The 21,568-nt window shown below is 42.8% G+C and carries 13 protein-coding genes; all 13 read left to right on the forward strand.

The features are described 5' to 3' along the window. The first annotated feature begins 85 nt into the window (after positions 1-85). The 13 genes from DXD06_RS14310 to DXD06_RS14365 all read left to right on the forward strand — a co-directional run bounded on the left by DXD06_RS14310 (position 86) and on the right by DXD06_RS14365 (position 21,568). Positions 86-1,606 (forward strand): S1C family serine protease, encoded by a 1,521-nt coding sequence (locus DXD06_RS14310; protein ID WP_117832703.1) that lies wholly within the window; start codon positions 86-88, stop codon positions 1,604-1,606. A gap of 143 nt (positions 1,607-1,749) precedes the next feature. Continuing rightward, positions 1,750-2,142, forward strand: coding sequence for a GtrA family protein (locus tag DXD06_RS14315; RefSeq protein ID WP_070103597.1), 393 nt, complete (start codon positions 1,750-1,752; stop codon positions 2,140-2,142). A 27-nt stretch (positions 2,143-2,169) separates the two neighbouring features. Further along, positions 2,170-3,102, forward strand: coding sequence for a carbamate kinase (arcC, locus tag DXD06_RS14320; protein ID WP_022045456.1), 933 nt, complete (start codon positions 2,170-2,172; stop codon positions 3,100-3,102). A 23-nt stretch (positions 3,103-3,125) separates the two neighbouring features. Continuing rightward, complete coding sequence (locus tag DXD06_RS14325) at positions 3,126-3,587, forward strand: S-ribosylhomocysteine lyase (protein WP_055066941.1); 462 nt, start codon at positions 3,126-3,128, stop codon at positions 3,585-3,587. A gap of 25 nt (positions 3,588-3,612) precedes the next feature. Continuing rightward, entirely contained in the window at positions 3,613-4,311 is a 699-nt protein-coding gene (locus DXD06_RS14330; RefSeq protein WP_022045458.1) for a 5'-methylthioadenosine/adenosylhomocysteine nucleosidase, read from the forward strand. A 60-nt stretch (positions 4,312-4,371) separates the two neighbouring features. Next, complete coding sequence (locus DXD06_RS14335) at positions 4,372-5,202, forward strand: polysaccharide deacetylase family protein (RefSeq protein ID WP_117832705.1); 831 nt, start codon at positions 4,372-4,374, stop codon at positions 5,200-5,202. Positions 5,203-5,780: 578 nt separating this feature from the next. Then, positions 5,781-6,623, forward strand: a complete 843-nt coding sequence (locus DXD06_RS14340) for an Ig-like domain-containing protein (protein WP_158569550.1) — start codon at positions 5,781-5,783, stop codon at positions 6,621-6,623. A gap of 46 nt (positions 6,624-6,669) precedes the next feature. Then, complete coding sequence (locus DXD06_RS14345; protein WP_158569551.1) at positions 6,670-9,033, forward strand: Ig-like domain-containing protein; 2,364 nt, start codon at positions 6,670-6,672, stop codon at positions 9,031-9,033. Between the two features lie 261 nt (positions 9,034-9,294). Beyond that, positions 9,295-10,263: a hypothetical protein gene (locus DXD06_RS14350; RefSeq protein WP_117832710.1), complete on the forward strand. Its 969-nt coding sequence runs from the start codon at positions 9,295-9,297 to the stop codon at positions 10,261-10,263. A 379-nt stretch (positions 10,264-10,642) separates the two neighbouring features. Continuing rightward, positions 10,643-14,293, forward strand: a complete 3,651-nt coding sequence (locus tag DXD06_RS14355) for a glycosyl hydrolase 53 family protein (protein WP_117832712.1) — start codon at positions 10,643-10,645, stop codon at positions 14,291-14,293. A gap of 129 nt (positions 14,294-14,422) precedes the next feature. Then, on the forward strand, positions 14,423-14,566 hold the full coding sequence (locus DXD06_RS17305; protein ID WP_022045464.1) for a hypothetical protein: 144 nt from the start codon (positions 14,423-14,425) through the stop codon (positions 14,564-14,566). Positions 14,567-14,781: 215 nt separating this feature from the next. After that, positions 14,782-18,540 (forward strand): efflux RND transporter permease subunit, encoded by a 3,759-nt coding sequence (locus tag DXD06_RS14360; protein ID WP_117832714.1) that lies wholly within the window; start codon positions 14,782-14,784, stop codon positions 18,538-18,540. Positions 18,541-18,919: 379 nt separating this feature from the next. Next, positions 18,920-21,568 carry a valine--tRNA ligase gene (locus tag DXD06_RS14365; RefSeq protein ID WP_117832716.1) on the forward strand — a complete coding sequence of 883 codons (2,649 nt, stop codon included), beginning with the start codon at positions 18,920-18,922 and terminating at the stop codon, positions 21,566-21,568.

Raw genomic sequence — 21,568 nt, forward strand, 5'->3', positions numbered from 1 at the left:
TAACAACAAAAAATACCGTATTTATGCGGTGTTTGGCGTTTCGCAAACGCCTACTCCTTAGAAAACAGGAAAGGAGTTTTTCATTATGGATAACAACTATTATAATAATATGAATCAAAATCAGAATCAGAGTACACAAAATAATCAGAATGGATACAATCCGTACAATAGTAACAGTCAGGGACAGACATACCAGAATACATCATACAATGCGTACAATCCGTATCAGCAGCCGACAGGAGGCCCGGCACCCCGGAAACCGCGTCGCAGATCCGGATTCGGAGCTACCATTGGTAAGTGTGCGGCAGTTGCTCTGGTCTTTGGTCTGGTAGCCGGAGGTGTATTTACCGGAGTCAGCTATGTAGGAACCAAAGCGCTGGGAGTTTCCGGACAGAATGTAAGCAGTTCAAAGAGTTCTTCTTCCGCAAAAGTCAGCCAGACGAGTACCGGCAATGCAGCGGATCTTTCCGATGTTTCCGGAATCGCAAAAGAGGCAATGCCGAGCATTGTGGCAATTACAAATACCGGAACGGTATCCTATCAGACATTCTGGGGGACACAGCAGCAGCAGAGTGAGAGTGCAGGGTCCGGTATTATTATCAAACAGGACAGCAAATATCTTTACATTGCGACAAACAATCACGTTGTTGCAGATGCCGATTCATTGAAAGTGCAGTTTGTGGATAACGAAACCGTAGAATGTAAGGTGCAGGGAACCGATGCTTCGGATGATCTGGCGGTAGTCAAAGTAGCATTGAGTGATATTAAGGATTCTACATTAAAAGAAATCAAGGTAGCTACGGTAAACGAGGATACCGATACCTTGGAAGTTGGTCAGGGCGTTATCGCCATCGGCAATGCACTTGGTTACGGACAGTCCGTTACCAACGGTATTATCAGTGCGTTAGGAAGAACCGTTACCGTGCAGGATGAACAGACCGGAGAGACCGTGGTCAATAACAACATGATCCAGACCAATGCAGCAATTAACCCTGGCAACAGCGGTGGTGCGCTGCTGAATGCAAGCGGAGAGGTCGTTGGTATCAACTCTGCAAAATATTCTGATACGAGTGTAGAGGGATTTGGTTATGCAATCCCGATGTCAGATGCCATGCCGATCGTTGAACAGCTGATTGAAAAAGGACAGGTAGATCAGTCCAAGGCTGCGTTCCTCGGCATTCAGGGACAGGATATTTCTTCCAGTGTTGCCAGTGCTTATAACATGCCGCAGGGGGTATATGTATATCAGGTTGTCTCCGGATCACCGGCAGAAAAAGCAGGACTTCGTCAAGGGGATATTATTACAGAATTTGACGGCCAGACAATTACAGGTATGACGCAGCTGAAACAGCTGATTGCATCCCATAAGTCGGGAGACGAGGTAAAGATGACCATTGAGCGGTTAGGAAATGGTTACAAGGAAAAATCCATTACTGTAACACTGGCTGCACAGTCAGATTTTGTCTCAGAGAGCAGTTCCGATAATTCCAATGATTCTCAGAACTCACAGGATTCCGGTAACTCCGGCGATTCCAGAAACTCGGAAAATTCCGATAATTCCGGCAACTCCGGTTTCTTCGATGGATTTGGTGGATCAAATAATTAATGACAAATTGCATAAGATGCGCTATAATAGATTGTCCGAACATAATTCGGGCAATCTATTTTGTATTTTAAAGCAACACTGCCTGTGGCAGCAGGATAATGCCATGGGGTAGTTGCAGTTTTAGAAACAGGAGTCAGACAAAAATGAATAGGATAAAAGATTTGATCATTCAGTTCTGTAAGTTTGGTGCGGTCGGTGGATTGTGCTTTGGCATTGATTATGGACTGATGATCTTTTTGACAGAGACACATATCATGCATTATTTTGCATCCAGTGCCGTGTCGTTTACCGTATCCGTTATTGTGAATTATATCCTGAGCATGCGTTTTGTTTTTACTGGAAAGGAAGACATGACGAAGGCACAGGAGATGGTTATTTTTGTGGCACTCAGTATGATCGGGCTTGTGATGAACCAGATGATCATGTGGTTTGCCGTAGAACATTTAGGAATGTTTTATGCAGTAGCAAAAATATTCTCCACCATGTTAGTTACTACGTATAATTTTATCTCCAGAAAAAGATTCCTGGAAGCATAAGCCGGGGTTGGAGAGTTAGGAGGATGTATGAAAAAGAAAAGAATTGTAATCGCATTGGGACATGAAGCTCTTGGAAGTACACTGCCGGAACAGCAGAAGGCAGCTGCGCGTACTGCAAAAGCAGTTGCGGATTTTATCCGCGAAGATTATCAGGTGGTTATTACACACAGCAATGGACCGCAGGTTGGCATGATCCATACGGCAATGAACGAATTCTGCCGTCTGTATCCGGAATATACAGCAACTCCGACATCTGTCTGCTCTGCGATGAGTCAGGGATATATCGGATATGATCTGCAGAATGCCATTCGTACCGAGTTATTAAACCGCGGAATCTATAAGACAGTTTCTACGGTTCTGACACAGGTTGTCGTTGATCCGTATGATGAGGCATTTTATCATCCAACCAAAGTGATCGGTCGTGTGATGACAAAAGAAGAAGCAGAGGAAGAAGAAAAGAAGGGGAATCATGTGACAGAGGTGGAAGGTGGATACCGCCGTATTGTGGCATCTCCAAAGCCAATGGATATCGTGGAAATTGATGCAATTTCCGCACTGTCCGATGCCGATCAGGTTGTCATTGCCTGTGGTGGAGGCGGAATCCCGGTTCTGGCACAGAACAACCGTCTGCAGGGAGCCAGTGCTGTCATTGAGAAGGATCTTGCAGCCGGAAAGCTTGCAGAACTTCTGGATGCTGATATGCTGGTGATCCTTACGAGTGTAGATAAGGTTTGCCTGAATTATGGCAAAGAAGACGAGGTAAAGCTGGATACACTTTCTCTTGCCGATGCAAAGAAATATCTTGCGGCAGGAGAATTCGGAGAAGGAACCATGGCACCTAAGATTGAAGCTGCAATTGACTTCATTGGAGAGTCTGCGATCCGCTCTGTTCTTGTAACCAAATTAAATAAAGAAGCAGGAGAGATTACCGGTGGTATGGGAACTCTGATCAAGAAATAGTAGTTTTTTGCAGGAGGCACAAAATGAATCGAATTAAGAGTTTTACAATCAATCACAATCTTCTGATGCCGGGATTTTATATTTCCCGTGAAGATGGGGATGTGATTACCTATGATCTGCGTACGCGCAAGCCGAACGCAGGAGATTATATGGACAATGCAACCATGCATTCCCTGGAGCATATGTTTGCTACCTATATTCGCAATTCCGAGATGGGAAATGAAGTTGTCTATTTTGGACCGATGGGATGTCAGACCGGATTTTATCTGCTGGTTCGTAACAGCAGAAGTCCCAAAGAAGTGTTTGCCATGACAAAAGAGGTTTTGAGACAGATTTATGATCATAAAGGAGAGGTATTCGGTAAGTCTGCAATTGAGTGCGGACATTATGAAAATTTATCTCTCGCAGCGGCAAAGGCAGAAGCGGCAACCTATCTTGCTGTGCTGGAAGAACAGACAAATATGGATTTTACATATCCAGAATAAAACAGATTGCAGGAGGAAAAGATACATGAGAATCGGAGTAATTGGTGCGATGCAGATTGAGGTGGATAACCTGAAAGCATCCATGAGCGATATCAGCACGAAGGAATACAGTGGCGTTACCTATGTGTGCGGAACCATTGGAGATAAGGAAGTGGTTGCAGCAGTGTGTGGAATCGGCAAGGTGTTTGCCGCAATCTGTGCGGAGGCAATGATTCTGGAGTTTCATGTGGATTATGTGATCAATATCGGCGTGGGTGGCACACTTTGCAAAGAACTTGGGGTAATGGATGTTGCTGTGGCAGATAAGGTAGTGCAGCACGATATGAATACGACACCTCTGGGAGATCCGGTTGGACTTCTTTCCGGTATCAACGAAGTGTATCTGCCGACAGACGAAAAAATGTGCAGACTGCTGGGCAGCTGCCTGGCAGAAAAAGGAATTCACTATCATGTCGGAACGATTGCCACAGGGGATCTGTTTGTCAGCACACCGGAGCAGAAGACAAAGATTCATGAGAGGTTTGATGCGATTGCCTGTGAGATGGAAGGCGGATCTATCGGACATGTCTGTTATGTAAATAAAGTTCCGTTTGCAATTTTACGTTCCATTTCGGATGGAGAGGGAGCTTCTATGGATTATGCAACATTTGCAGAGAAAGCAGCACTGCAGTCAATTCTTGTGGTGATTGATTTCATTCAGAGAGCGGATGAGCTGCAGGCATAAATTGCGTCTAAATTTTTGGAATGGTACATATACTCTACAAAGACATTTGATGGAGTTATTATGTTCAAAAAAATACATCGTGAATTAAAAAAAGAGTCATGCAGGAAGATCGGAAACGGTTTTCTTGTCATGGCTCTTATTTGCTGTCTGATGTTTGTCTCGTATCAGGCGACATCTGCAGTGATTACAAGTGCTAAGGTCGGGGATCGTGAACTTCCGATTTACTGTGTAGACACAACAGAAAAGAAAGTAGCACTCAGCTTCGATGCTGCATGGGGAGCAGAAGATTTTCCACGTATCATGGATGTTTTGGATAAACATAAAGTAAAGGTGACATTTTTTATGACCGGAGGCTGGGTAGAAGATAACCCTGATTGTGTGAAAGAGCTGGTAAAAAGAGGCCATGATCTGGGAAACCACAGTGAGCATCATTATGACATGACGACAATTTCCCAGGAGGAAAAAGACAGTGAATTAAAAACTGTGCATGATAAGGTAAAAAAACTGACCGGTTATGAGATGTATCTGTTTCGACCGCCTTATGGGGCTTACGACAATGATGTGATCAAGACGGCGTACGCCATGCATTATTATCCGATTCAGTGGTCAGTGGATAGTCTGGATTGGAAGAATTATGGTGTGGATTCTATTATCACGACGGTTTGCAATCATAAAGCACTTGCACCGGGGGCGATCATTCTCTGCCATAATGGGGCAAAATATACAGCGGATGCGCTGGATACCATGCTGACGAATCTGGAGGAACAGGGATACAAGATTGTGCCGATCTCAAAGCTGATTATGAAGGAAAACTTTCATATGGATGCAACAGGAAAACAGATTGCGGATAATGCCGAAAAACAAAAGACGACGGAGGCGGTAATACATTGAGTTGTGTATTTCCCGGCTTTTTGGTTATTGAAACCAACAGATATACGGATTTCCCTTTGCGAAACATTTCTGTTCTACATAAAAACCGGCTGAAAGAACCAGACGGGACATATAAAGGATAAAGGTCGAAAAATATCCCAGTGAATAAGGAAAGTGGGACATATAGACAGGAGAGTGACAAAAATGTCCTGCTGTGGCAGCGGCATGGGACATATAGACAAAACGATAACAAAAAAGTCCTTCTGAAACAGTCAAATGGGACATATAGACGTAAAGGTGGTAAAAATGTCCTATTATGACATTTACAAGGGACATAACAAACAGTTTTTTTCGTATATGTCCTGACTGATGAGAAAATGGGGATATAATATAAAAATTTTCCTCTATATGTCCTGTTTTTTCATGAAACTCATATTCCAGAAGCCAGAGAAGGGATTATGGGCAGAAAATATCAGAGAATGTAACGATACATAATATTTGCTTCTGGATGAAAAAAGAATTTCACATTGACATATCTTTTCGGGTGGGGGTAGAATCAATATGTAAAAAATATTATTTAAAATAAGGAGGAAATGATTATGAACAAGCTGAAAAAAGCAGTGGTAATGGTTTTAGCATTGGCAATGGTTTTAACATGTGCCATGGTAACACCGGTGCAGGCTGCGGGAAAACTGAACAAGAAATCGGTTTCTATTTATGAAACAGAGACGGTTTCACTGACTGTGAAAGGAGTAAAATCCGTAACCTGGAAAACTTCCGATAAGAAGATTGCCACTGTTGATAAAAAGGGACTGGTAAAAGGCGTAAAGAAAGGCACCTGTACTGTTACAGCAAAGGATACAAAGACAAAAGCTGCATATTCATGTAAGGTTACCGTAAAAGCAGCAAAATCACTTGGAATTGCAGCAAAGGATATTAGTGTATTCACTGGTGGAGAAACTATTTCTTATCCGGGAGAGGAAATCAAGGGCGCAACTTATGTACTGGATGGAAAGAAACTCGGGAAAAAGGATTACAGTACATGGACAGATAAGGATGGAGAGCGTGTAGTTTCTTATGTTACACTTACAAAGAAACTTACAAATGGAAAACATACCTTTGCTATCCAGAAAAAAGGGTATAAGACCGTGACAAAATCCTTTAAATTTACTGCATTAAAGATTGATGGAATGTTTCCGGACGGAGAAGAGCCTTGGGTATCTGACGGAACCCTGTACGTTATCTGTACACCAAAGCTGGATGGAAAAGATTTTGTGATTAAAGTAGATGGTACAGAAGTAAAACCTAAGGATGCTTTTTTAAATGGAGATGGTGTATTTGTTATCTGGGTGGATGCTACAGGACTTTCCGCAGGAGAGCATAAGGTGAGCGTTACCGCAGAAGGAATTCCGGATGGAGAAGCTTCATTTACAGTAAAATAATATATCTGAATTTCAAAGGATATGAATCATTGTCAGGAGGATGACTATGAAACAAATGAAAAAACTGCTTGCATTTGTACTGGCATTTGCGATGATCATCACGATCTATCAGCCATCAGCGGCATATGCAGCAACCAAAAAAACAAGATTAAATGCAAAGACAATGACACTTCAGGTGGGACAGAAAAAGACCCTGAAAGTAAAGAATGCAGGGAAAAAGGCAAAATTGAAGTGGTCCAGCAATAAGAAATCCATTGCAACCGTTTCCAAAAAGGGAGTAGTAAAGGCAGTAAAAGCCGGAAATGCTGTCGTTACCTGTAAGGTAACAACAAAAAATGGCAAGACAACCAAACTCACTTGCAAGGTTGCGGTTAAGAAAACAGCAAAAGTTACCAGCTTGACCGTTGGTTCTCAGAGCGAACTGGAAAAGGCTCTGAAAAACAAAAATGTTACAAAGATCACAGTTGCGACACAGGGAGCTGTTACATTTACGGTACCGCAGGGCAATTACAGTAAGGTGGATCTGGTGATCAACGCGCCGAATGCGGATGTTGTGAATAACGGAAAATTCAAGTCTATTGATATTCAGGCAATCAAGCCGAATACCTACCGCGAGAATGCAAAAGGAAATGTTATTACGGTCAGTGCAACCGGTGATGCACGTGTGATTGTTGAAACCGGTGCTACCGTTGCAAAAATTATGGTTTCCGGATCAAAGGGAAATGTAAAACTGGTGGTAGATGGAACCCTTTCCGGCATTACGATTGATGCTCCGGTGAATGTGACTGTAGAAGGAAAGACAACCGCAGCAGTACCTGTTACCGTAAATGAAAAAGCGGCAGGTGCAAATGTAACTTCCAGTACACCGGTAGAGGTAAAGGCAGCAGCGCCGATCGCACTGAACCTGACCAAAGGTGCAGAGGGAAGTAAGGTAGAGACCACATCTGATAAAGCAGAAGTAACCGTAAAGAATGAGACAACACAGGCAGTAACGGTTACGACTCCGGCAGGAAGCAAGGACGTGGCAAAAGATACCACTTCAAAAGTAGATAATGCAGGAAAAGTTACGGATGTAGCAGACAATACAGATGCCAATAATAATGGCGGTGGCGCAACAGGTGGAGGTTCATCTTCTGGAGGGGGAATAACTCCAGTTCCTTCTATTGGAAAAATAGGGGAATTTTCTGTAATGGGAAGAAATAAATTATCTATTTATCCAGATGATGTGAAAATCGTGCCGGAAACAGTGGCAAATGAGAATATTACGGTTACAGATGCAAATGGCAGAAGTATCAGAGCAGCAGAAATCAAAAGGGATGCTGATGGAGAGAGTGGATATTATGTCACATTAGCGTCTGATATGGTAAACGGAACGTATACTTTTACTATGCTTTTACAGGGAAAAACTTATACACAGGAGTTTACATATAACGATAGTGTATGGAGTGTTATGGATGAGGCGCAGAAGGTTATAAAGGAGTATGAACAGTCGAAACCAACTGCTTCAGTTTCTGCTTTAAAGAATCCTAAGATTTGTCAGAAGGTTTTACTTGATGGAATTATGGAAAAGTTTAATGAAGATCCGGCACTTAAAACCCTTGATTTGGAAGTAAATTATGAAGAAAAGTATACAGTTAATGGATCCGAATTAACCGCTGCTATGTGGATTGCAATCTACGGAGATAATGATGCAAAATATGAGTTATATGATGATGTGACATTTGTATGTACAGAATCTGAAATTCAGGTATCTGCGCCTGAAATCAAACATATTTTGAAACATTCTCTGGTGGTAGCAGTTGAGCCAACTTATGAATATGCTTGTGTTACTAGCGGTACAGCAATTTCCGCTATAACAGAGGATGAGTGGGTACAAGGAAATGAGTCGGATGATTTTGGATGCTATGAAATGTCCGGTCTTAAAGAAAATACAGAGTATGTTGTATATAAGAGAATTATTGATGTAGATGAGTATTATGGAAGTTCAACAGCTACAACAGGTGGGGAAGAAACTATTTGTCTTGCGGAGGCTGATGAGAACGCAAAGAATGTTAATGTTGGAAATGTTAAGGCAGGTGATAGAATTTCTATTCCGCTGAAAGGATTGAAGGTTGTATGTTATGCAAAGCCGAAGGACGGTTTTGAACATGGAGACTTTGATTTTCGGTGTGATGATGAAATGAACAAGTTGCTTTGGGATGGCTATTGGTCGCTGAATTCTTATGATAAAGATAACAATTTGCTTGTTACATTTACTGTTCCTGAACAACTGGAATCAGGAAAGGTATATACAGTTAAAATATGTTATAATTTTGAGTGTAGTAAGGAATCAGATAATCCTGATGAGTGGGGAGATCTTATTGCACAAAGTGATGATTTGATATATACGGTTACGTTTACTGTAGAATAATTGAATAGGTGCTTAGTGAAAACTGTCCATCCATAACGGGTGGGCAGTTTTTTTACTTGCAGAAAAAATTTATTATTTTTTGAAGGGGATCTCAAAAGTATAGGGGGGTCCTAAAATTTTTTGGGAGCAATGAAATAGAGAGAAAAATAGATTTATAAAAATTTAATTTGCTATCAGAATCAATATCTTTTACAATAAAATCACATACGTTCTTTTGGGGAGATTTTTTGATGGGGATTTTTATGTAAGAGGAGGTTTTATTTGAACACAGAGATAAAGAATGCCATACAGGCAGCTGATAGCGAGGCACAGTATGATGAAAGCGCAAAGCGTCTGTTAGCACAAAAGTATGTATTGGCTCACATTTTAGTTAGAACAGTGGAAGAATTTCAAGGGATGGAAATCGAAAAAGTAGTTTCCCTGATAGAAGGAGATCCATATATCAGCAAAATACCGGTTGCATCCGGACTGACCAACAAGGACAGGAATGTGGAGGGGAAAAGGATTGTAGGACTAAATACAGAAGCAGGAGAAAGAAATGAAGGACTGGTTCGATTTGATATTATTTTTTATGTGCGAATGAGAAACGGGTTGGCACAGATGATTATCAATGTGGAAGCCCAAAAAGATGAACCCGGTTCCTATCAGATTTTAAACCGCGCTATTTTTTATGTAAGCAGACTGATTTCTTCACAGAAGGAACGGGATTTTGTAAAATCAAATTATAATGATATAAAGACAGTCTATAGTATATGGGTTTGTATGAACATGCCGGAAAACAGTATGTGTCATATTCATTTAACAAAAGAAGATTTACTCGGAAAACATAATTGGAAAGGGAATTTGAATCTGTTGAATATTGTTATGATCGGCTTGACGAATGCGCTTCCGCAGCGTCATAATGAATATGGGCTGCATAGATTGTTATCTGCCATGTTTTCCAGTGAATTATCACAACAGCAAAAAATGAAAATTATGGAACAGGAATATCATATTCCAATGGAAGAAAGTTTTAAGGAGGAAGTGAGTATTATGTGTAATTTGAGTCAGGGCATTAAAGAAGCTGGAATTGCTGAGGGGAGAAAAGCCGGAATTGCCGAGGGCCAGCAAAGAGAAATTGAAAAAGTAATTTTAAATATGCATAAGAAAGGGTACTCGTTAGAACAGATTATGGATGCAACAGAATTGGAAGAAATTGAATTAAAATCCATGATAAAAAAATTGAAGTAAAGCATCTCAAGGGCATTGGTAAAAGTGTTTACAACCATCTGAAAAAATATAGGCAAATACCTTATAAAAACTGGCAATAAACAAAAAAATAACAAAAATACAGGGATAATTGCATAAAATATCAAAAAAGGCGCAGGAATTTGTTACACTGCACCTTTTTTATTTTGTGCAAAATATCTTTTTTACAACAAAAATATATGTGAAATGTGTATAAAATGATGAGAAAAATGTTGGGATCTCCGTCAATTGAATAAACGGTTGCGCACGTGCTATATTAGGACTATCAACAAAACAAACGGTTGCGCAATACGATAGATCTGGTGAAAAGGGAGAGGATATCAGAGCTGTCGTATTTGTGTCAAAAGAGGGAGGATCGTGTATGAAAGCGAAAAAACATTGGAACAGGAGAGTGCTCAGTTTTCTTCTGGCACTTGCCATGGTAGTGACACAGCTTGGGGTGTGGAATGTCGGGAAGGAGAGCGTGCAGGCTGCGGAGGATTCAGTTATTTATTCGGATGATATGGAAAATGATGCTGATGAGAACTGGGATGTTGCATGGAAAACCTTAGAGGGTGTTACAGTAGAAAGAAGTGCAAACCAATGGGCAAAGAATAATGTTACCAAATGGTGGGTGTTTAAATCACCTGTTGAAAATCAAGTAACAATTACTAGAAAAATACAAGTTACTTCTGGCAGTTATATTGTATCTGTGGATATGGACGGAGGAAATGTTTCTGGAAATATACAGATTAGGGAAGAAAACAATACGCAGTCCAAAGAACTTCTTTATGGTGATTGGGATAATTTTAAGACAACGACGGATACTGTAAAAGTAGAGAACGATTCAGAAATAACTATACAGATCAGAGTTGATTTGCAGGCGAGTGGATGGTTTGATCTAGATAATTTTAGTATGGTTAAAGCTTTAGAAGATGATAATGATACTGACAATTCCACCGAATACAATCTGCAGATCACCGCAGACAACACTACAGTAGAAGCAGGAGACACAGTTACTCTGACAGCCGTATTGAAAAAAGGACAGACCGAAATCACAGATTTAGAAGCCGCAGGATTACATCTGTATTGGTGGAACAATACGACAGGCAGTTCGGCTGAATTTATAAATTATGATGACAAAAACGGTTATGCACTGACTTTGCAGACAACGTTAGGGACAACTGGAACAAATGAAATTCAGGCAAAGCTTCAGGATGCAAATTGGAACGACATCGCAGAAAAGAAAATAGAACTTACAGTGAACGAAGCATCCAACAGTGTGAAAGATGCACCGATCGCTGTTACAAAAGTCAACAAGTTATCTTCTGATTTCATCATGGGAATGGACATCTCCTCCATGATCTCCGAGCTGGAAAGCGGTGTAGTATACCGTGACTATGACGGAAACGAACTGGCAACCTTAGATGACATCTGCAGGTTTATCAAAGAGCAGGGCATCAATCACATTCGTGTCCGTGTATGGAATAACCCGTATGATGCCAATGGCAACGGCTATGGCGGAGGAAACAATGATGTGGTAAAAGCAAAGGAATTTGCAGATGCATGCCGTAGTGCCGGATTAAAAATGTTAGTTGACTTCCACTGCTCTGATCTGTGGACAGATCCGGGCAAGCAGCAGGAACCGAAAGCATGGAAAGGGTACACCCTTGAACAGAAAAAAGAGGCATTAAATACTTATATCACAGAATCCTTAAATACCATTGATCCATCAAAAGATGTTGTGGATATGGTGCAGGTTGGAAATGAGACAACGGGTGGATTTATCGGTGAGACAAATGTTAGCAATATGTGTGTATTATTTTCAGCGGGCGCAGCCGGTGTAAAAACGTACAATCCGGATGTCAAAGTCGTCATCCATGTGGAAAGCCCACATAAAGGAACCATGGTAACATGGGCAGGAAATCTGCAGGACAACAATGTTGATTATGATATTCTTGCCACCAGTTATTATCCATACTGGCATGGAACATTAGATAACTTAAAACAGCAGTTTGAGACGGTAAAGAATACATATTGTAAAGATGTGATGGTTGCGGAAACCAGTTATGCTTATACGTTAGAAGACAGTGACGGACATGCCAATACAGTGCGTGTTGGAAATAATGATAACGGAGCTGACACAACGGAGCCGTTTACCGAGCAGGGACAGGCAACTGCAATCCGCAATCTGATTAATACGGTAAATGAAGCTGGCGGACTTGGGGTATATTACTGGGAGCCGGCATGGCTGACCGTCGGAAATACCCAGGGACTTACCGGAGATGCATACAATGCACAGGTAAAGGAAAATCAGGAAAAGTGGGAAAAATACGGAAGCGGATGGGCTTCAAGTTATGCCAACGAATATGATTCGAAAGATGCAGGCAAATGGTATGGCGGTTCTGCAGTTGACAATGAAGCCATGTTTTATCCGGATGGCACTGCAACTCCTGCACTTCATGTATGGAATTATGTAAAAACGGGTGCTGTTTCGAATCTGGTAAGTGTAGAAGGATTTGATTCTGCACTGACACAGACGATTACTGCAGGCAGTGATTTTACACTTCCGGATTCCGTGGAAGTTACGTATTCCGATAGCAAAACACCGGTAGCAGAGGCGGTTACCTGGGATGAAGCATCTGTAAAAAAGGCGGATATGTCAAAGCCCGGAACTTATCAGATTTCCGGTACGGTTTCTTTGAGCAAAGAAATTACAAGAGGTGCTTATAAAGGAAAAACCAGTGTAGATGTTACACTTACTTTACAGGTAAAATATGCAAATCTGATTACAAATAAAGAAGCGGTTGAATTTGACAGTGGAGAGTACTTTACCGTAGACGGAACCACGTTCAAGGGAATTCCTTCCGCAGAGAATGCAAAGAGCGGAAAAAACAGTATGGGCTGGTACGGAGCATCCGCAGCAAATGGTTCTGTTACATATAAGAAAGCAATTACGCTGGAAAAAGGAACCTATACATTGGAAGCATATGCCCAGGGAGCACAGTCAAATGTAACCATGCAGATATTAAATGCAGAAGATGACAGTGTATTATTTACCGGCGAAGCCACAGCAATGACCGCATGGGGAGACTGGCATACACCGAAGGTAACTTTTACACTGGATAAGACAAAGAGCGTAAAACTTCGTGTATGCGTAGAACATGAGGATGGCGGATGGGGAGCAGTGGATGTGCTGTATCTGCATAAGGATGCATCATCTTCGGAAGGAAAGGATGATACAAATACTTCCGGCAGCTCATCCTCCGATAGCTCATCCTCCGGCAGCGCTGCAACCGTCACTCCATCTGATGATACAAAGAAGGATGACAAGCCAGAGCAGACAACCGAATCAAAGAACATAACGGCAACGACTGCTTCCGGGGAGAAAGCAGAAGTAACGGTTACCGTGACAAAAGATACGGCTGGAAAAGTAACGGAAGCAAGTGCAGAAGTGACAGGTACCAAGGCAGAGATTTCTGCAGATATGGTGAGCAGGATCGTGGAAGCTGCCGGAACAGACCATGTGGCAATTACTGCAAATGTTACCGATAAAAAAGAAAATATCAGATATACAGTAACCGCAGATGCAAAAGACTTAACCGCAGGTAAAAAACTGAGTGTCGTTGTTGTGGATAAGAAAACCGGAGCGTATAAACTGGTGAATGCAAAGACGTATACCGTTGGAAAAGATGGCACATTACATGTGAATCTTGCCGCAGGTTCGGATTATCGGATGCTTTCTGCAGCAGAAATAAAAAATGTGGAAAAAGCGGTTTTAAAAACGGTTGCCGTAAAAAAGACGACAGCTTCCATCAAAGCGGGAAAGAATACAAAGATACAGTTAAGCAGTAAGCTTGATCTGGATAATGTAAAAAAGATTACATATACATCTGGTAAAAAGTCTGTTGCAGCAGTAGATAAAAACGGAAAGATTACAGCAAAGAAGAAGGGAACCGTCACGATCAAAGCAAAAGTAACACTGAAGAACGGAAAGACAAAGACAGTTTCCATGAAAATTAAAGTAAAATAACATTGTGAGGACAGTGGTTCTGTGATAAAATAAAAAAAGAAATTGTATTCTTTGAGACTTATCCGGGTATCTTAAAGGATGAGACAGGTGAAAAGGATTTGGGGATCAATTACAAAAGGAGATGGAATCATGTCAGCAACGGGGTTATTTATTTTTCTGATTGCGATTATCGGGATTGCGGTACTTGGGGCGTTGATCGCAGTGATTGCAGCAGTATCCGGGGCATCTGCAGCTATTTCGGATGAAGAGGATGGACTGGAGGAGAACGCATAAAGCAGTCAGAAAATAACGGACAAAGTACAGGAAAGAAAGACGTTCGGAAACGGATGTCTTTTTTTTGTTTCTAAAAAGAAAATAAAGCTTTCGGAAATCCTCTTGTAAAAAAGAACCGATTATCGGTATAATGAAAAAAGCAGACGCTGGGAACTGTGTTCCACTTCCAATGCGTCTGCTTTATTCAGCAGAAGAAAAATTTACAGGAGGAAAACATGATTTCAAAGTACAGTGTGAAACGTCCTTATACCGTGCTTGTGGCAGTTGTGCTGGTCATCGTGCTCGGTGCGGTCTCGTTGTCAAAAATGACGACAGATCTGCTTCCGGATATGAGTTTTCAGTATGCGCTGGTTATCACAACCGATATGGGAGCAAGTCCGGAACAGGTGGAAAGTGATGTGACAGCGCCGATTGAATCGGCGATGGCAACAACGTCCAACATTAAAAATATCAGTTCTGTTTCCTATAACAGTTATTCCGTCGTAACGCTGGAATATGAGCAGAATGCAAATATGGATTCGGTGGTGATCGAAATCCAGCAGAGTCTTGACCAGGTATCCGGGCAATGGGATGATTCCATTGGAACACCTATGATTATGAAAGTCAATCCGGACATGATGCCGGTGCTGGCTGCAGCGGTGGATAAGGATGGCATGGATGCGAACGCACTTTCCGATTATGTGAAGAATGATCTTGCGCCGGCACTTGAAAGTCTGGAAGGAGTGGCTTCTGTCACTACGGCCGGGCAGTTGGAAGAAAGCGTAGATGTAACACTCGATCAGGACAAGATAGACGCATTAAATAAAAAGATTCAGAAGAAGATCGATGAACAGTTTGAAAAGTCCCAGAAAAAAATTGATGCGGGGAAAAAGAAAGTAGAGAGTGGAAAGTCTTCCATCAGTCAGGGATCGGAGCAGTTAAACAGCGCGATTAATCAGACGATGGATCAGCAGAAGAAGCTCTACAAGACGGAACAGGATCTGAAAAAACAACTCGCAGAGTTAAAAAAACAGAAAGCTTCTTTGGAACAGATCCAGACCGGTATTCAGACCTTTATGAAGTCGGATGCCTATACCGGAATCGTGACGGTATTAAAAGATAACCCGCAGCTTGCAGAGAGCAGTGAGATGCAGGCACAGATCAAACAGGTTAATGCGGTTGTGAAAAAGCAGTTTTCGGCGTTGTCCTCGCTTGGAATCACAGTAAATACCTATGAGGATCTCCCGGCGGCATCCGCAGAAGTGGGAAAACTCCTGACCAAAGTCAATACAGGAATGAAAACCATTGAACGTGCACAGCAGAAGGTAGAGAGCGGAAAAGTCAGCCTGGCCTCGGCTTTAGATACGCTGAATGCCAATGCATCCATGACGGCACTTCAGGTCAGTGCTTCTTCTACCGAACTGGCCAATGCAGCCTCCTCCTTGGAGAGCGCACAGAGTAAACTGGATGAAGCCAAAGATACGGCACATGATTCCGCAGATCTGAATAAAGTGCTGAGCAAAGATACCATCACAAGCCTGCTTGCCGCACAGAATTTTGATATGCCGGCGGGATATGCCATGGATGGGGATACTGAGTATCTGGTACGTGTGGGAGATGCCGTGCAGGATGTCGATGAATTAAAAGATCTGCCGCTTATGGATATGGGAATCGACGGAATCGATACGATCCGTCTTTCGGATGTGGCAGAAGTCAAAGTGACGGATAATTCCGATGAGACGTATGCCGTGATTAATGGCAATCCTGGCATTATGCTTTCGATGGAAAAACAGACCGGATATTCTACCGGAGAAGTTACGAATCGTATCCTGGATAAATTTAAAGCGTTAGAAAAAGAAGATTCCAAGCTCCACCTGAATGTATTGATGAATCAGGGCGTATACATTGACATGATTGTAAACTCTGTAATGCAGAATATGATCTGGGGGGCAATCCTTGCTATTTTGGTATTGCTGCTGTTCCTGAAAGATATCAAACCGACAATCGTGATTGCATGTTCCATACCGCTTTCCGTTGTCGCTGCAATCGTGCTGATGTACTTTACCGGAATTACCTTAAATATTATTTCCATGTCCGGACTGATGCTTGGCATTGGTATGCTTGTGGACAACTCAATTGTTGTCATCGAAAATATTTATCGTCTGCGCGGAGAAGGCTATTCCATCCGGAAAGCAGCGGTAGAAGGATCAAAACAGGTGACGGGTGCGATCATTGCGTCAACGCTTACCACGGTCAGCGTCTATGCGCCGATTATTTTTACAGAGGGAATTACCCGGCAGCTGTTTGTGGATCTTGCCCTGACGATTGCATATACCCTGGTAGCGAGTCTGGTCGTGGCATTGACGTTTGTCCCGGCGATGGCTTCTGTTACACTCAGAAAAACAAAAGATATCCGTCATCCGTGGTTCGATGCCGTCCGGGAATGGTATGGCAGAGTGCTGGAGTGGTGTCTGCGTTTCAAACCACTGGTACTGATTATTGCGGTGGTTCTTCTGATCGCAAGTGCAGCACTGTCACTTTCAAAAGGCTTAAACTTTATGGATATGGATATGGAGACAAATCAGCTTTCCGTCACGATTTCTGCAAAAGAGGGTGAGAAACTGACTTTTGAGGAATTAACACAGGCATCGGATGATGTGATTCAGAGAATCTCAAAAATCAAAGGAATCAAGACGGTCGGAGCGATGGCTGGTGGAGATTCCACGATGAATCTGATGGGTGGAGGAAATGACAGCGTCAGCATGTATATCCTGCTGGATGAGGACTCCAAAGTCAAAGCATCGGATGTGGAAGAAAAAATTGTCAGCAGGACGAAAGATCTGGACTGCAAAGTAGAAACCAACAGTTCTTCCATGGATTACAGCAGTTATTTCGGCAGCGGTCTTTCCGTCAGAATTAAAGGAAATGATATTGATACGCTGCAGAAGCTTGCCAAAGAAGTGGCAGATGTGATGAAGCAGACAAAGGGAACGGTGGATGTGGACGATGGATTAGAAGATACCGAACCACAGCTTACCATATCTGTGGACAAAGAAAAGGCTGCGGAATATGGATATACCGTTGCACAGGTATACCAGCTTGTCAGTGCGAAGATGGCTGACAGTAAGAGTGCGACCACGATTTCTACAGATGTCAAAGATTACAAGGTTTATGTGCAGACCGAGGAACAGACAGATACAAAGCTGGATGACATCAGGCAGATGACGTTTACCTATACAGATAAAGAGGGAAAAGAAAAAGAGATACCACTTACAAAAATCTGTGAAATGAAAGATACGACAACCCTTAGTACCATCAAGAGGGATGCACAGACGCGTTATATCACGGTATCCTGTGGTGTGGACGAGGAGCATAATGTCACACTGCTCAGCAACAAAATCCAAAAGAGTATCGATAAACTGCAAGTGCCGGAAGGATATCACATCGAAATGACCGGAGAGGATGAAACCATCAGTGATTCCATGAGCCAGCTGGTTCTGATGATGATACTGGCAGTTATCTTTATTTATCTGATCATGGTGGTACAGTTCCAGTCACTCGTTTCTCCGTTTATCATTATGTTCTCGATTCCGCTTGCCTTCACCGGAGGCTTTATTGCTCTGCTTCTGACAGGGCAGGAAGTCAATGTCCTGGCAATGCTTGGATTTATCATGCTGGCAGGTCTTATTGTAAACAACGGTATTGTACTGATTGATTATATCAATCAGGCAAGAAAAGCGGGTGTTTCTAAGCATGAGGCGATTATTTCATCCGGAAAGACCCGGGTGCGTCCGATTCTGATGACGGTACTGACTACGGTTCTTGCAATGTTGACTACGGCTCTTGGAATCGGTGACGGTTCCGACATGATGCGTCCGATGGCAATCACACTGATTGGAGGACTGGTTTATGGTACCGTTCTGACGCTGATTGTCATTCCATGTATCTACGATATGTTCCATCGGGAAAAGAACATGGTAGAAGAGGAATTATAGTGAATTTCACAGAAATCTTCTTGACAAAAAAGAGAGCCGCAAGTAAGATTAAATTATGTATAAAAAAGTGATGATGGAGAGGAGTACACATGGAATTCCTGAAAGAGAAGGATATTCATTGAAGTGGAGCATTGGCAGAGTTTTTGTGCAGAATGTTCCTGCAATGGCTGTAAGATATCCACAGGATGCAGTGTGGAAGGTAGCTCCGGAACTGGAATGTTGAATGTGGTACATTGCCCTGTAGGCATTCCCGGATCGTCCCCGTTAAAGGACATGATGAGTATTACAAAGGTGGTACCGCGAGAGTTTTCGCCCTTTGTGCAGAAAAAGAAAAGGCTTTCTGTACAGAGGGCGTTTCATTTATATTAAGGAGGAACACATGAGCAAAGAATTAAGTAAAACATACGATCCGAAAGATATAGAGGATCGTCTCTATAAGAAGTGGGAGGACAATGGGTATTTTCATGCAGAAGTAGACCGCAGCAAGAAACCGTTTACCATTGTGATGCCACCGCCAAATATTACCGGTCAGCTTCACATGGGACATGCACTGGATAATACCATGCAGGATATCCTGATCCGCTACAAGAGAATGCAGGGATACAATGCACTGTGGCAGCCGGGTACGGATCACGCATCCATCGCTACAGAGGTAAAGGTGATCCAGAGTTTAAAAGAGCAGGGCATCAATAAGGCGGACCTGACCCGTGAAGAGTTCCTGGATAAGTGCTGGGAGTGGAGAAAAGAATACGGCGGACGTATTGTAAAGCAGCTGCGCAAACTTGGTTCTTCCGCAGACTGGCAGCGTGAGCGCTTTACGATGGATGAAGGATGTTCCCATGCGGTACAGGAAGTATTCACCAAGTTATATAAGAAGGGCTGGATTTATAAAGGTTCCCGTATTGTCAACTGGTGTCCGGTATGTAAGACTTCCATTTCCGATGCGGAAGTTGAGCATGAAGAGCAGGATGGATTTTTCTGGCATATCAATTATCCGGTTGTTGGAGAGGAAGGCCGCTTCGTAGAGATTGCCACCACACGTCCGGAGACACTGTTTGGTGATACTGCGGTGGCAGTAAACCCGGACGATGAGCGTTATAAAGATATTGTCGGAAAGACTTTAAAGCTTCCGATGACGGACCGCGAAATACCGGTGATCGCAGATGCTTATGTAGACAAGGAATTTGGAACCGGATGCGTAAAGATCACTCCGGCACATGACCCGAACGATTTTGAGGTTGGAAAGCGTCATAATCTGGAAGAAATTGTTGTCATCAACGACGATGCAACGATGAATGAAAAAGCCGGAAAATATGCCGGAATGGACCGCTACGAGTGCCGGAAAGCACTGGTGGATGATCTTAAGAAAGAGGGACTTCTGGTAAAAGTTGTTCCACATTCCCACAATGTCGGTGTGCATGACCGCTGTCATACAACGGTTGAGCCGATGATCAAGCAGCAGTGGTTTGTAAAGATGGATGAGATGATCAAGCCGGCTGTGGAAGGTGTGAAGAACGGAGATATCAAACTTCTTCCAAAGCGTATGGACAAGACCTACTTTAACTGGACCGACAACATCCGTGACTGGTGTATCAGCCGTCAGCTGTGGTGGGGACACCGCATTCCGGCATGGTACTGCGATGACTGTGGCGAGATGGTAGTATCCATCGAAAATCCTGGCAAGTGTCCGAAGTGCGGATGTACACATATGACACAGGATCCGGATACGCTTGATACCTGGTTTTCTTCTGCACTGTGGCCATTCTCTACGTTAGGCTGGCCGGAAAAGACCGAGGATCTGGATTATTTCTATCCGAACGATGTGCTGGTAACCGGATACGATATTATTTTCTTCTGGGTTATCCGTATGATTTTCTCCGGATATGAGCAGATGGGTAAGGCACCGTTCCATACCGTACTGTTCCACGGACTGGTACGTGACTCCCAGGGACGCAAGATGAGTAAATCACTGGGCAATGGTATTGATCCACTGGAAGTCATTGACAAGTATGGCGCAGATGCACTTCGTCTGACACTGATTACCGGAAATGCACCGGGAAATGACATGCGGTTCTACTGGGAGCGTGTGGAGGCATCCCGTAACTTCGCCAATAAAGTATGGAATGCATCCCGTTTTATCATGATGAATCTGGATGGATTTGAACTCCATACGCCGTCAAAGAATGAGTTACATGCAGCAGACAAGTGGATTCTTTCCAAGGTGAATACCCTTGCAAAAGATGCCACAGAAAATATGGATAAATTTGAACTCGGAATTGCCGTACAGAAAGTATACGATTTTATCTGGGATGAGTTCTGTGACTGGTACATTGAGATCGCAAAAGTCCGTACCTATAAAAAGGATGAAGATCCGGTATCTGCCAATGCGGCACTGTGGACCTTAAAGACCGTACTGACCGAGGCATTGAAACTGTTACATCCGTATATGCCATTTATCACGGAAGAAATCTTCTGTACATTACAGTCAGAGGAAGAGACGATTATGCTCTCCAAGTGGCCGGAGTACAAAGAAGAGTGGAACTTCCCGGCAGAGGAAGCAGCCATTGAGCACTGTAAGGATCTCGTTAAGGGAATCCGTAATGTCCGCACAGAAATGGATGTTCCGCCATCAAGAAAGGCAAAGCTTTATATTACATCTGAGGATGCAGGGCTTCGCACTGTTTTTGAAGAAAATAAGGAAGTATATGTAAATCTTGCTTCTACCAGCGAGATTATAGTACAGGCAGACAAAAACGGTATCAGTGAGGATGCGGTTTCCGTTGTGATTCCGGGAGCAGTTCTTTATCTGCCACTGGAGGATCTGGTAGATTTTGAAAAAGAAAAAGAGCGTTTGCATAAAGAAAAAGATAAGCTGACGAAGGAACTTGCACGTTCTAAGGGCATGCTTTCCAATGAAAAATTCTTAAATAACGCAAAACCGGAAAAGGTACAGGAAGAGAAAGACAAGCTGGCAAAGTATGAGCAGATGATGGCTCAGGTAGAAGCGCGGCTGGCACAAATGAAATAA

This window comes from Roseburia sp. TF10-5 (genome assembly GCF_003462365.1).
GTDB classification, from domain to species: Bacteria; Bacillota; Clostridia; order Lachnospirales; family Lachnospiraceae; genus Roseburia; species Roseburia faecis.

What these genes read in the sequence shown, in the direction of transcription:
- arcC (WP_022045456.1), top strand. Translation starts at nt 2,170, where the DNA reads ATGAAAAAGAAAAGAATTGTAATCGCATTGGGACATGAAGCTCTTGGA.
- DXD06_RS14345 (WP_158569551.1), top strand. Translation starts at nt 6,670, where the DNA reads ATGAAACAAATGAAAAAACTGCTTGCATTTGTACTGGCATTTGCGATG.
- DXD06_RS14325 (WP_055066941.1), top strand. Translation starts at nt 3,126, where the DNA reads ATGAATCGAATTAAGAGTTTTACAATCAATCACAATCTTCTGATGCCG.
- DXD06_RS14360 (WP_117832714.1), top strand. Translation starts at nt 14,782, where the DNA reads ATGATTTCAAAGTACAGTGTGAAACGTCCTTATACCGTGCTTGTGGCA.
- DXD06_RS14355 (WP_117832712.1), top strand. Translation starts at nt 10,643, where the DNA reads ATGAAAGCGAAAAAACATTGGAACAGGAGAGTGCTCAGTTTTCTTCTG.
- DXD06_RS17305 (WP_022045464.1), top strand. Translation starts at nt 14,423, where the DNA reads ATGTCAGCAACGGGGTTATTTATTTTTCTGATTGCGATTATCGGGATT.
- DXD06_RS14340 (WP_158569550.1), top strand. Translation starts at nt 5,781, where the DNA reads ATGAACAAGCTGAAAAAAGCAGTGGTAATGGTTTTAGCATTGGCAATG.
- DXD06_RS14310 (WP_117832703.1), top strand. Translation starts at nt 86, where the DNA reads ATGGATAACAACTATTATAATAATATGAATCAAAATCAGAATCAGAGT.
- DXD06_RS14315 (WP_070103597.1), top strand. Translation starts at nt 1,750, where the DNA reads ATGAATAGGATAAAAGATTTGATCATTCAGTTCTGTAAGTTTGGTGCG.
- DXD06_RS14365 (WP_117832716.1), top strand. Translation starts at nt 18,920, where the DNA reads ATGAGCAAAGAATTAAGTAAAACATACGATCCGAAAGATATAGAGGAT.
- DXD06_RS14330 (WP_022045458.1), top strand. Translation starts at nt 3,613, where the DNA reads ATGAGAATCGGAGTAATTGGTGCGATGCAGATTGAGGTGGATAACCTG.
- DXD06_RS14335 (WP_117832705.1), top strand. Translation starts at nt 4,372, where the DNA reads ATGTTCAAAAAAATACATCGTGAATTAAAAAAAGAGTCATGCAGGAAG.